Raw genomic sequence first — 13,680 nt, 5'->3', positions numbered from 1 at the left:
TCCTATTCTTCATAGTGCACCCACTTTTTTTGCAATTTCAATTGAAAGTATGTAATGATTAGTATGAGAACAAAGAGTACCATAATGATAGATGATGCATATCCTTTTTCATGAAGTACAAAAGCCTCATCAAAGTATAGATATACTAAGGATTGAGTTCTTTCTAAAGCGATACTAGACTTATCCACCATCATATAGATGTATTCAAAAACTTGGAAAGAACGAATAAGTGACATTACAACTACAAAGAAAATTGTCGGTGAAATAAGAGGTATCGTGATGTTGAAAAACTTCTGAATGCTACCTGCTCCATCAATTTCTGCTGCTTCATAGTAAGTTCTTGAACACCTTTGCATGCCAGCTAAAATGATAATCATATTATAACCAACAACACTCCATACACCCACAATGACAATGGCATACAACGCTATATCAGGTTCTGAAATCCAAGCTTGCCCTTCTATTGAAAAAAAACCAAGAAAAGCATTGATAAGTCCATATTGAGAATTATATAACCACCTCCATACAAGTGCAACAGCTGCTGGCATCGTTACAGCTGGTAAAAAATAAAGCACCCTGTATACCGTTAATCCTTTAATGGCTGTATTTAATAAGGCAGCTACTAGAATGGATAATGCAACACTTATTGGAACTGCTAACACTGTATAAATCAAGGTATTTAGGAAAGCTTGCCAAACTTCCTTATCTTTAAATAAATTGATATAATTATCAAGTCCTACCCAAGAATACATGCCGAAGGCACCTAGATCAGTAAAACTATATAAGACCGTTTGAAAAAAAGGTATGATATAAAAAATAAATAGTCCAAAAACAGTAGGGAAAATCATCGTATAGGCCCAAAAATAATCTTTTCTTTTACGAACTGATAAACTCACCGCTATCCTTCACTCCTTTCTAGCTAATGAAACCCCCTAAGGGGTTTCATTCTCTTTTTATTCTTTATCCAATATGCCATTCATTTCTTCGGCAATCTTTTTGCATGCTTCTTCTACAGTCATTTCTCCTGTATAAGCTTGCTTTAGGTAATCCCTCTCTACCGCTTGCCATTTTGATGTATGCTTTGAATTTGGATACATGGCTGAATAGCTCACTTGGTCGGTAAACACAGCTACATTATAGCCAGTTGAAGATTCCTGATCGATAAATTTATTGACTGATGGTAAATATGCAGGTAAACCACCCTTTTCCATAGCAAAAATATCATTAGCTTCTTCGCTTCCTAAGAACTTCACAAATTGCCACGCTTCATCAGGATAATCCGTAGCAGGGTTGATGCATGCACCTAAACCATGAATGACAGATGCTCTTTCTTCCATCATTGGTAAGACCTCTAAATCAAATTTGCCTGCTAGATTTTCATTTTTAGCGTATTGAGGGTACATCCATGAACCACTATAAACCATAGCTAATTTACCTGACTCAAATAAGCTGGCTGCATTAGTTTCATTTAGCTCCATTAATGTAGGAGATATCCCTTGATTAATCATATCTACCCATACTTGAATACCTTTGATGGTCGCTGGATCATCGAACCCAGATGTTTTCTTATCATCCGAGATAATATAGCCACCAGCTTGGTGGATAGTATTATAATAGTTTTGTTGATTATCCAAAGGTGCTGCAATACCATAAACACCTGTATCAGGATTTGTTAATTCTGTTGCAGCTTGAACTAAATCCTCCATTGTCCATGAATCCGTTGGATACTCTACACCTGCTTGGTCAAATATTTCTTTATTATAGTACAATGCTATAGTATCCCAAAATATTGGTATAGCATAATTCTCTCCATTAACAGTATATAGATCTACTAAACTTTGTGGATAATTGGACAGATCGAACTGATCATCTTCTACATATTCTGTAATAGGTAAGACCACATTAGCATCTGCATACATAGTGATGTTAGGACCATTCATCCAAAAAATATCTGGTAAAACACCACCTGAAGCGGCTGCTTCTAACTTGGTCCAATAATCACTCCATGGTGTAATTTCTATAACAATATCAATTTCTGGATTTTGCTTCTCAAATTCAATTGCGATTTTTTCATAGATAGGCTGTAGATTTTTATCCCATAAAGCATAAGTCAATTCTAACTTTTTACTTTCCTTAGTTGTGTTTTCCTTTTCTTTGGTTTCACTTACTTTCTTAGTCTCCTCTGCACCATCCTTTGATGCTGTGTCATTACTACATCCAATAATCCCTAGAACCATTACCAATATGAGCATCACACTTATTAATTTTTTCAATTTATTTCCCCCTTATTATTTATAAATGATTGTTACTGTGTTACTTATTTAGCATGCTATTTACATCTTCTATTCTATCAACTCATATTTTCTCTATCTATAGAGTTTAAACAGTACTTTCTTGTAAAAAGATTGAGCAGTTTTCACTAATGTTTTGGGAACTTGGTAATTTCATGTTTTATATCTTGATAAAATCGTGGCATTGGAAAAACCCCTTTCTGATAAGCAGACTCTTATCAAAAAGGGGTTAAATGAGAATATTTATGTACATGTAATTTTTCTAAGCGATATTAAAATACTTACTAACAACAGCTTCAGTACTTTCTTTGCCTACTTTAATTGTTTTATCAATTTCCCATTCCCAGTACTCTGGTCTAAATAATTCTACTGAAACCATATGATCATAACCAATTTCTTTAAGGGTGGATAAAATTGCATCTAAATCTATAGCACCTTCACCAGGCCATAAGCGTTTATCATCTCTTAATGCACCTACAGGTAAATCTTCTGAATCATCAATATGGAAGATAAAGATTTTATTTGGATCTGCTTTCTTTAGATCTTCAATTCTTGAACCCATTGCATGGAAATGGAAACAATCTAATACCATACCAACGTTTTCTCTATCTACAGCTTGTATGATGTCGTAGGTTTGACCAAATGTATTCACAGAACAGTTTGGGTAACCAACAAATTCATAAGCCAACTTTACATTGAAAGGCTCTGCCATATCTGCTAATTCATTAAGTACTCTGATAGACTCTTCTTTAATTTCTTCTTTTGAATAACCGCCTATATCAAAGGTAGGGACAACAACAATCTTTTTACAATTAATTTTTTCTCCTACTTGACATAAGAAGTTTAAATCACTTTTTATTTGTTCATAGCCTTCAGCATCTCTGAATGTTATGAATTCAAGAGCATTAAAAGCATAAGGTTTCAAATTACTATTGTTAAAAAACGCTACTAAATCCTCTACGGTATGATTAACTAAATAATCTTTTAGTTTGTCTAATCGAATCTCGATTAAATCATAACCATATTTCTCACAAAACTCTAAATCCTTTTCTAAAGTAGAGTATTTCATTGTAGTTGCTTGATTAAAACAAATTTTCATCTTACCTCAACCTCCTATATTGGCTTTTTATATGATTATATTAAATGATACACATATTGATATTTAGCAAAATACAAACGTTTGTATTTTGCTCTAAAAAAATTTATATTCTAGACCCGCAAGATTCTCTAATGATCAATGAGGGTGGTAATTCCGTTTTCTTTTTTCTTTTTCTATCTGTATTTTTACTGCTTAGAAGTTCATATAACCTTTCACATGTTAGTGCAGCAATTTCTTCTCTAGGTTGACGAATAGTTGTTATTCTAGGTGTTATATATGTGCTTAACTCTATATCATCGTACCCAACTACAGCAATATCCTGGGGTACTTTAATATTCTTCTCTTTTAATGCTTCGATGACACCCCACGCCAGTAAATCATTTTGTGCAAATATGGCGTCAGCAGATCTAACTACTTCGAATTTTTCTATGATAAGTTCCTTAGCTAATTCAAAATAAGGTCTTCCTTCTATAATCAAATCATCCTTAAAAACTAAACCATGATCATCTAATGCAGCCCTATACCCACCAGTCCTAAGCTGAAATTCAAGTTCATCACCAGCTGTCATGCAAATGATCCGTTGATGCCCTTGCTCTATTAGATGCTTTGTTGCTAAATATCCACCTTGAAAATGATCTGTATAAACAGCATCTACGTCCTCAAACTTTGTATCAACTGGATGATGAAAAAATACAAAAGGTACTTTAGCTTTAGCTATAAAACGAAGCGTTTCTTGGTCTAAATCTGACTGCGCTATTATAAGTCCATCTACTTTTTGTTTTGTAATCAATTTTTTCACGTTATTTTCTTTAGTAATTCTGTTCTTGGGAAAAGCAACAATCAAATCTAAATCGAGCTTTTCTAAACTTTTCCTAAGTTGATGATGCAATGAACTATAGTAAAGATGAATACCAAACTCATCAAAATTCTCTGGATATATAATACCAATGGTTCCTGTCTTACTCGTTGTTAAACTTCTTGCATTAGCATTAAACTCAAAGCCAAGTTCTTCAGCTATTTTCTTAATTCTATCTTTTGTAGGTTGCGCTACAAGAGGACTATCATTTAAACTACGTGATACTGTAGAATAATTGACACCCGCTATTTTTGCAATATCCTTAATCGTAATCGCCACGACGATGCCACCTCTTACAAACGTTTGTATTTTGATATTTTCATTATATCTTGTATCTCAGTCATTGTAAAGCATTAAATTTTTTTACGTTCTTACATCATAAGTTTTTTAGTTAGTAATAAACTTTCCTATTCTTTCACAGATAGCATGTAGGGTGTTCTATGAAGCAGTGAGCCAAGGACGGCGAACCCAGCTGTCTAAGACATGGACGTCTTTCCAGCTGGCGTAATAGAATTCCCTACATGCTTGACTCTATTAAAGTTAGCTAACTAAACTTACTTACTATATCTCTCTGCTTCCAACACCTCATTAATCCCTTTATCAATCTTATCACATGCTTCATCAACACTTAGCTCGTCTTGAAAAATTAAATCAATATTCTCATTAATCACTTTCAGCCACTCTGTTGTATATTGAGAATAAGGATATATGACCCCATCTTTTAATTGATCTCTAAAGGCATTCATATTATACCCTTTTTTACCTTCCTCATGATAAAACAACTCTAAAGAAGGTAAGTAGGTGCTTAAACCAGCTCCACTTTTAGCAAAGAAATCATTAACTTTCTTACTGCTTAAGTACTTGATAAAAAGCCACGCTTCATCTGGATAATCAGTAGTAGAGGTAATCGCCATCCCTATCCCATGAACGATAGTCCCCTCTTGCTCCATAGCAGGCAAGGCTTCTATACCAATAGAATCTCCTATCTTTTCATCACGCGTTAGTTCTGGGTATACCCATGATCCATGATAGATCATCGCCGCTTTGCCTTCTTTAAAATATTCTGCTAAGTCAGTATCATCTTTAAGATAGGGAATAGTCCCTTCTTTATACAGGTTATACCACACTTCTATTCCATTCTTTGTAGCCTCAGAACTAAAGCCTGATTGCTTTTTATCTTCACTTAGAATATAGCCACCACACTGAACGATACTATTATAGTATAAACTCTGTTCATTATCTAATGCTACAGCTAGCCCCCATATATCCTCTTCTTTATTATTAAACTTTTCGGCTACTAGCAATAGATCATCAAATTTCCAGTCACTTGTTGGGTACGGCATACCATATGCATCAAAAATGTCTTTATTGTACCAAAGACATATGATATCCCAAAATATAGGCATTGCATAAAGCTGGTCATTGACGGTATACATATCTGTTGTTAGAGAAAAGTAGTCATTCATATTAATTGCATCTTCTTTAATATAGGTATCCAATGGTATAATGTAAGATTTTTCAGAAAAGTTTATAACATTTGGTGCATTCATCCAAATAACATCTGGTAATGTTCCTACCTCAGCTGCTAACTGAATGTTATTCCAATAATTATCCCAATCAACAATTTGCATTTCAACATCAATGTTAGGATAAAGCTCTTCGAATTCATCAATCACCTTCCCATAAAATAGTTGAAGGTTCTTATCCCACATTGCAAACTTTATTTTAATTTTCTCTTCTCCACGAATCATCTCATCTTTTCCCATATTATTTATTAAAGAACTGGTAATTAATAATATAGTAATAACCACCACACCAATCATAAAGTAGCTGAATCGTTTCATACTAACCAACCCCCTATTCATATTATAGATGAATAAGGGGTTGAAAGAAAGAGTTATGTTTAGACAGTGGACATAGAGATCCTTATCTTGCGTCTTCTCCATTTGCGCAATGTGCCTATTTTTATTATAATTTATACTATCAACCATTAACATGGAATTTATATTGAAAAGGATGTACTTTTTATTATGAAAGTAACATATAAAGCCTTAGAATTTTTTAATCAATATTTCAAATTAGAAATAATAGAAGATGGTTTTGTAAAACTAAATAACTCTTGGAATATGTTCAAGGATTCATCCCCTTATAATCGCCTATACTTTATTACAGGAGGTAAAGGCTACCTTAAAAGAGATGACTCTGTGATTGAACTTACACCTCATCATTGTTATTTAATTCCTTCCAATTCCATGTACGACTTTATCTGTGATGAAAATTTAGATAAGTTTTATATCCATTTTAAAGCTTCTTTAGTTCCTGGATTAGAGGTTTTTAGTGATGTCTATCATTGTCTAAGTATTCCTTATAGTGATACTCAGATAGAGACTCTGCTTAAATGGGTCAAAGATGATCGTATAGAAAACCAAATCATGTGTAGAGCTGAACTCTTAAAAGTTATCAGTCAATTTATAACTCTGTATAATATTGATAAAAAGCTATTGGATCACACCATAAAATATAAAGATATTTTTCAGTACATAGACAAGCATCTTTCCATTGAACTGCATCCAAATGATATTTGTGATAGAATAAACATTTCATATGATTCACTACGTCGTATAATTAAAAGTGATACGGGTAAGACCCTTAAGCAGCATATCGATAGTATGATTATGCAAAGAGCCAAAGAACAGCTTGTGATAACCGACAAAACCATTAAGACAATAGCTTATGAACTAGATTTCAAAGATGAATTTTATTTTTCTAGATATTTCAAAAAACATGAGGGGAAATCACCTACTCAATATAAAACGAAATACTCCACGTTTAATAGAAAATAAAACCACTGATCTCAACCAGTGGTTTTAACTATTCTGTTAATGTAAGCTATCTCTATTATTTGAATTTAACTTTATAAGTCTTTATTTCATAGGGATCAATATCTACATTAACTTGATTTGTAATCATTTTATCTCCAATCTCTCTTTCTATCAAGTTGACTTCTTGGAAGCTTTCAATTTCAAAATCACTTGTTATCTTAATCTTTTGCCTTCCACCTTTGAATTCATGCAAACGTAAAATAACTGAATCAGAGTATTCCGCTTTTTTCACTGCATCAATCTCTACTGCATCACAATTAATTTTGAATAATGATCGATTATCAATTTGACCTTGAGTGTAAGTTAGTGGGTTATTCAATTTCCAAGAACCTTCTTCAACTCCAGCTTCTCTCCATGTTCCTTTGTGAGGAAGTAGTGAATAAGTAAAGTAATGTTCACCTTGATCTGCATCAGGATCAGGATTGATACCACTTTTAATTAGCGTTAAGCCCATCTTGTTTTCTTTAATATCGTGTCCATACTTACAATCATTCAGCAAAGCAACACCATAGGAATATTCACTTAAATCCGCCCACTTATGACCAACAACTTCAAAACGAGCTAAATCCCAACTTGTATTCCAATGAGTTGGTCGTTCACAGTTACCATATTGAATATCATAGGTTGCTTTATTGGAACGAATATCAATACCAAATGATGTTCTTAATAATCTCTGACTTTCATGCCAATCAACAAAAGTTTTAAAATCGATACGTCTATCCTTTGCATAAAGAATCAAATCTTGAGCAATAGTTGATTTCAAATGCTTCCATGTAAATCTTAATACTATACGTAAACGATTATTTTCAACTACTTCTATACTCTCGAGTTCATCAACGTTTTTAGGTTTATCTTTATAAAATATATCAACATCCCAAGCTTCCCAATAAAGTGGACGATCTTCGAAGGATTGTAAATGATTTGCATATTCTCCTTGAGCAAGCACTTGACGTTGATTCTCCTTATCGTAAAGAGAGGTAATGTTCCCTGAATCATTTATTTGGATTTCATAATAAGGCGTTTCAATTATGTTATCTTCAAACTTAAAAATTTCATCATGAACACATTCTTGTTCATTAAACTGAATGGTGGTATAACTAAGTGGTTGCATATTATCTAAATAGATTAGATACCCTTCATCTATCTTTTCACTGATTAATTCCTGTCCATCCCGAGTAAAAACTCCTTCTTTCTCAATATCCCTAATGACTACTGAATCATTAATCTCCCAGTTGGAATTGTTATAAACACTGTATGAATGAGAGGATAATTGAGTTATTGAAGCTTGTAGTTGACTTTTGTATTGTAAGATATCGTGTTTAGCTTTTTCATAGTCTTCTCTAGCATCATGGTAAACTTCAGCTATAGATGAACCAGGTATAATGTCATGGAACTGATTTAACAACACTGTTTTCCAGTTCTTTTCAATTAACTGTGCATCATATATATTCCAGCTATCATTCAATAAACTTGCTAATACACCTACGGATTCTGTTTCACGATATAAAAATTCTAATTCACGATTATATCTTTTAGTAAAGGCTTGAGATGTTAAGGTACCTCGGTGAAGTTCTAAATATAATTCACCATCCCACTTATGAACATATTCTTCAGTTGTGGATGCAGTATCGTTCAATCTGTCAAAATAATCACCTGCCTTCTCCATCTCAATGTATGGAAGACCTGGCATATCATTGAATCGATGCAACATTTCAATGTTTCTTGCAGTAGGACCTCCCCCACCATCACCAAGGCCAAATTGATAAAGAATACCTTCAGCCAACTCTTTATCTTTATACTTTTCCCAGCCTTGTACCATTGTCTTAGCTTCCATATCCATGAAGTTAACATCTTCTATTAAATGAGTTAAGATTTCTGTTCCATCAAGACCTTTCCACCAAAAAGTATTAAAAGGCATTCTGTTATACTGATTCCATGCCATTTTGGTGGTACAGAAAGTATCAACATCACTCTTTTTAAGAATCTGTGGTAAAGCCCATGAATAGCCAAACACATCAGGCATCCATAGATACTTAGACTCTATATCAAATTCTTCCTTCATAAATTTCTTTCCATATAGAATTTGTCGTGTTAAGCTTTCACCACTAGGAATATTGCAATCACTTTCCAGCCACATCGCACCATCAACTTCAAATCGTCCTTCTTTAACACGTTCTTTAATTTGATCAAAAATACTTGGATAATCCTGCTTTAAATACTCTAGTAATTGGGGTTGGCTTTGCATATAAATAAAGTCTGGATATTCCTCTATTAACCTTAGTGCGGTACTAAAAGTTCGGGCTATTTTCTCCCGAGTGTGTTTAATCCGCCATAACCAAGCCACGTCGATATGTGATTGACCAACAGCACTGAATTTAACTTGACTCAGTTTCTTAATCTTTCTTTTTTCCTCAATAAGAATATCATGAGCCACATATAATTGTTTTCTATGAGCATCTTCATCGAATTCTTGAATAGTAGGATCTATGAGTCGATATGCTTTATCAACAGCTCTAAGCAATGCATCACTTTCCGTGGAGTTACTGTCTTTCAAGACATGTACAGTTTGCATAATGGCTTCTACATCATAATAAAATTCATTAATCTTCTTATCTAGAATCCCAAAATCCATGGTCTTTATTGTATGAATTTCTCCTATTGGTCCTTTAACCTCTTGGAATCCATCTTCTCTTCTATTATATCGATGTAGATTAGGGACACCACACCAAGAACGGAAAATAAATTCTGTATTTGATTGAAGAGTATTAGGTAAGACAACTTCCATATGGTTGGAGTCTACCCCCTTAAAAGGATGACCATCTACAAACAATAATGTTTCAGCACCAATGGTGAGTCCTGGCTTCCCAAAACCAAAATCAAAGATACCCACGATCTTTTCTTTCTTCCAATGTTCTGGGAACTCAAAGTTGAACTTTGTCCATAAATAATTATCAAGTTCACCCCATTTAAATCCTACGCTTGTAGGTTGCCAACCTTCACATGGAATTTCAGGACTTACCTCTTCCGATTTTTCTTGGATGACGTGAAAATTCTTAACTGCTATACGTTCTTTGAAACGATACTTTTCAATATCTGGAGCAAATTTCTTTAACTTTCCTTCACGATGAAACAATTCACTTCTTCTTCCTAATGCCATTTAACCCACCTTCTCCTTATATACTTAAAGTTTCATGTAAGTAATCTCATAAAAGCTATTTCATACTTTATATTATAATTTTTATAACGAATTTAGAGAATATTTTAATCAGACTTTTCTTTAATATTTTTAGACATTAATAAACCTCTTAAATTCACAAATTTAAGAGGTTTGTCCTAACTTATAACTTATATTGATTTTTTCTACTCCATATAGGCTTTTATTTGATTAACTTCTCCATTTCTTATGCTTACTGCAAGTTGCCCCATTATACGATTTCCTTCAATCATAATAGAGTTATCGAGTTCGATTGTGTGAACTTTAACTCCCTTTTCTCCAAAAGTATTCTTTCTTTTTTTATTAATATAAGTTACTTGCGTATGTCCTAAAAAGGTATACTTTAATATGCCTTCTTCATTAAACATATCACCTGAGAGAATAGGTGCAAGTTCTAGATATAACTGCTCCTTCTCAACTCCAAATACTTTTTGCCCAGTCATCATAATAACCCACATAGATAACATCTCTGCAGTTGACCCACTTAATCTAGCCACGAATCCTTGTCCATGAAGTTTAGGATTAGGATTCACACTACTAGCAATAAAAGATGAATTTTCTAATATACTTCTACCGTATACACTTGGGTCTAAGTTACAGATTAAATTAGTCTTTATTTCTTCATAAAACTCATCATACAATCCTACTTTCAATAAAGCAAGCATGTACTTATAAGTCATATGCAAAAAGATAGACTCACGCTCTAACCATCCAGGGGTAAAAGCTTTAATTCTCCCTATTTCAAAAGACTCATCATTCAGTGTACCGGATGTCTTATACATCTTTAATTTTCTGTCATACAAATCAGTCTCTTTAAGTCTATCATAAATTTCTTTTGCTGTATTTTCTTCTATCACTTTCATTGCTCTTGCAGGACCTTCTAGAAAATAATTAATCGGTTTTTGACAAAATGATTTTACGTTAACTTTTGGTAAACCATAATGGCTAAGTATTGCTTTACCATCTTGATCTTTTAACACATCAAATTCTGTAGCTTCATAGGTGTAATAGGTATGATAGAGCCCATTACCTAATATCTGTGCTTCATGTATACCTCTCATTAACTTTCTTTGCATCTCATTGAATAGTTGAGTAAGTTCTGTAAGCTTAACTACTTTCTCTTTCCCTGAAATGCTATATCTTATCTCTCGCCTAAAATCTTCTCTTATTTGAGCTGAAGCTTCCCAATAGTCCATATTCATCATCTGCATGGCATTATTTTTTTGCAAAGGTTTTATGATTAGATGGATGACGTTAAAAATTTCTTCTGGTATGGCGATGGTCACTTCTTTATAGTTTTTACATACTAAATCTAAATATTTTACAATCCTAACTAACTCAAAAGTCTCACTTAATCCTGAACTCAATAATCCTGGCAATCCGTTCATTGCATCATTCCACCCTGGTTTATTGGCTTCCATTTCAATCCCCATTCCAAAGGGATCCAAAAGGAGAAATTTATTGACTGCTAAAACCAATAACTTCGTATAAAGGTTAGTAGTATAAACATCACCAGATGCTGTTTTCAACCATCTAGTTTCATTGATATCTACACTTGTCTCCTCCTCTATCATGACAGAACCATATTGACGGACTTTTCCTTCATTTGTTAAGACATACTTCTCACTTCTCGGCAGAACATAAACTGGTGACTGAAAAAATTTATAGTTCCTATCACAAAACACTAACTCTTTTTCACAATCAGGGAAAACTTTTAGATAGTTATCAATTAAGTCCATATTATATGTAAAATGATCGCTCCAGTATCCTTCTCCAAAGGATGCTTCAATGCATTGATTAGCATTTGCAAGAACTTCTGAGAGGAATACATTTTCATCATCCCTAAGATTAACTCCATGCCATCTTATGTAACTTAACAATTCTCCTGGTGTAAACTTTTTCTGTAGTATTGCCTTGATTGCTTTCTTGTTTGTCATAATGTATTTGTCGATGATTTCTTCTAATACTTCTAGGTTCAGCTCAAACTTTGTACCTTTTACAACTAATGGGTTATAACCATCCATTTGGATGAGACTCATAAAAGTCTTTATATTTGTCTTCCCTGCCTTTGGCTCAATAAAAACATCATTTCGTCTATTTTGATTGACATCTCTAAAATTTCCATTTCCTTGAGAATAGAATTCTGGTGCAATATGAAATGCATTATATTCTCTCTCAGGATCACCATGCTTTCTTGAATAAATATGATATACAAAATCTTCATTATGACTTTTCAAAATCTCAGGATAACCACCTCTTAATACATTATCTAAGAAATTCTGTTTGATATAAGCATCAAAGAGTACATTATTAGTTTGTGTATCAACTTGATTTGTAAGTTTCTCTACTAACGCTTTAGCTTCCCTTTGTTTTGAATCTATGTAGTCATTCTTACATAAATCCAAAGCTTTTTTATTAATAATCTCTATGTCTGATACATGACCAATAAATGAATTGATCCTTATCGTATCCAGTGGCTGTAATACCTTAGAAAGTAATGTAAATGCTCCTGGCACCTTATTCGCAGTCACCTGCACTTCTTCCTCAATTTCACTTACAGAACGCTCTTGGAATTTCATTGGATATGTTAATCCAGTATCATTCCCAAAAATAAGCTCGACATCAACAACAGGTCGAATAGGTTGTTGATCATCGCTAAAAGTTAAGAAAAAGTGGCCTTCATTAATTGTTGTTACCTCTGCTTCGTCTGTAGTACTCGCTCTTAATTTATAAAAGGCTATATTGTTCTCAAGATTATAAACTTCCATCCAACTTCTAAATAAATTACCAACAGCTTTATACTCCTCATTCTTAATGCCTGCAGGTAGTATAGCTGGATGTCCATCAATTATCTCAATGGTTCTTTCTTCATTCTTTAAGTTTTCCACTTCAATTTTTCTAACCAAGGATCCAAAATCTTCGTTGGGCAATACAAAATAGGTCACGCAATACTTAATGGCATGATGATAATTAATTTCTTCAATTGTTAATTGATTCATTTCAATTTTCATGGTTCTCTTGATATTTTCATCAGAACCATGTATTGGAGCAAAAGCTTCATAAAAGCTATTATCCACTTTGATAAAACTTCTAAATCCATTGACATGGTTATATTGGTAAGCAGCATTAGCTGGAAAAAACTCAGTGATAGGATTATCCTTATCTTTGATACCAAAACTGCAGATGCCTTGCCCTCTATTAACATAGAATGCCCATATAGGAATACCTTTTTTGCCTGCTATACCAGGCAAAAAACTTGAAAAGGCCTTCTCTCTATCATAATTCTTTATATAATATTCAAAATCTTTAGACAAAAAATCTTTTTTCATATTTATGAT

At 33.3% G+C, this 13,680-nt stretch carries 8 protein-coding genes; 1 reads left to right on the top strand and 7 read right to left on the bottom strand.

Features of this window, described 5'->3' with window-relative positions:
* Window positions 1-2 precede the first annotated feature (2 nt).
* From C1Y58_RS13465 to C1Y58_RS13445, 5 genes are all read right to left on the bottom strand, one after another.
* Complete coding sequence (locus C1Y58_RS13465) at window positions 3-896, bottom strand: carbohydrate ABC transporter permease (RefSeq protein WP_242985401.1); 894 nt, start codon at window positions 894-896, stop codon at window positions 3-5.
* 57 nt (window positions 897-953) lie between these two features.
* On the bottom strand, window positions 954-2,273 hold the full coding sequence (locus tag C1Y58_RS13460) for an ABC transporter substrate-binding protein (RefSeq protein ID WP_105616582.1): 1,320 nt from the start codon (window positions 2,271-2,273) through the stop codon (window positions 954-956).
* A gap of 280 nt (window positions 2,274-2,553) precedes the next feature.
* A complete protein-coding gene (locus tag C1Y58_RS13455) occupies window positions 2,554-3,390 on the bottom strand; it encodes a sugar phosphate isomerase/epimerase family protein (RefSeq protein ID WP_105616581.1) in 837 nt (278 codons plus the stop codon).
* Window positions 3,391-3,493: 103 nt separating this feature from the next.
* Entirely contained in the window at window positions 3,494-4,525 is a 1,032-nt protein-coding gene (locus C1Y58_RS13450; protein ID WP_105616580.1) for a LacI family DNA-binding transcriptional regulator, read from the bottom strand.
* A 275-nt stretch (window positions 4,526-4,800) separates the two neighbouring features.
* Window positions 4,801-6,090 carry an ABC transporter substrate-binding protein gene (locus tag C1Y58_RS13445; protein ID WP_157950095.1) on the bottom strand — a complete coding sequence of 430 codons (1,290 nt, stop codon included), beginning with the start codon at window positions 6,088-6,090 and terminating at the stop codon, window positions 4,801-4,803.
* 186 nt (window positions 6,091-6,276) lie between these two features.
* Between C1Y58_RS13445 and C1Y58_RS13440 the strand changes: the two genes are divergently transcribed.
* Entirely contained in the window at window positions 6,277-7,089 is an 813-nt protein-coding gene (locus C1Y58_RS13440; RefSeq protein ID WP_105616578.1) for a helix-turn-helix domain-containing protein, read from the top strand.
* Window positions 7,090-7,144: 55 nt separating this feature from the next.
* Here the strand turns inward: C1Y58_RS13440 and C1Y58_RS13435 are convergent, their stop codons facing one another.
* Window positions 7,145-10,285: an alpha-mannosidase gene (locus tag C1Y58_RS13435; protein ID WP_105616577.1), complete on the bottom strand. Its 3,141-nt coding sequence runs from the start codon at window positions 10,283-10,285 to the stop codon at window positions 7,145-7,147.
* A 203-nt stretch (window positions 10,286-10,488) separates the two neighbouring features.
* On the bottom strand, window positions 10,489-13,671 hold the full coding sequence (locus C1Y58_RS13430; protein ID WP_105616576.1) for a cellobiose phosphorylase: 3,183 nt from the start codon (window positions 13,669-13,671) through the stop codon (window positions 10,489-10,491).
* Window positions 13,672-13,680: the final 9 nt, after the last annotated feature.

Source organism: Vallitalea okinawensis (genome assembly GCF_002964605.1).
In the GTDB taxonomy this organism is placed as follows: Bacteria; Bacillota; Clostridia; order Lachnospirales; family PQDH01; genus Vallitalea_A; species Vallitalea_A okinawensis.
This window is presented reverse-complemented; position numbering and strand designations above follow the sequence as displayed.

Coding starts and splice junctions, on each gene's coding strand:
- C1Y58_RS13455 (WP_105616581.1), bottom strand. CDS start 3,390: ATGAAAATTTGTTTTAATCAAGCAACTACAATGAAATACTCTACTTTA.
- C1Y58_RS13430 (WP_105616576.1), bottom strand. CDS start 13,671: ATGAAAAAAGATTTTTTGTCTAAAGATTTTGAATATTATATAAAGAAT.
- C1Y58_RS13435 (WP_105616577.1), bottom strand. CDS start 10,285: ATGGCATTAGGAAGAAGAAGTGAATTGTTTCATCGTGAAGGAAAGTTA.
- C1Y58_RS13445 (WP_157950095.1), bottom strand. CDS start 6,090: ATGAAACGATTCAGCTACTTTATGATTGGTGTGGTGGTTATTACTATA.
- C1Y58_RS13440 (WP_105616578.1), top strand. CDS start 6,277: ATGAAAGTAACATATAAAGCCTTAGAATTTTTTAATCAATATTTCAAA.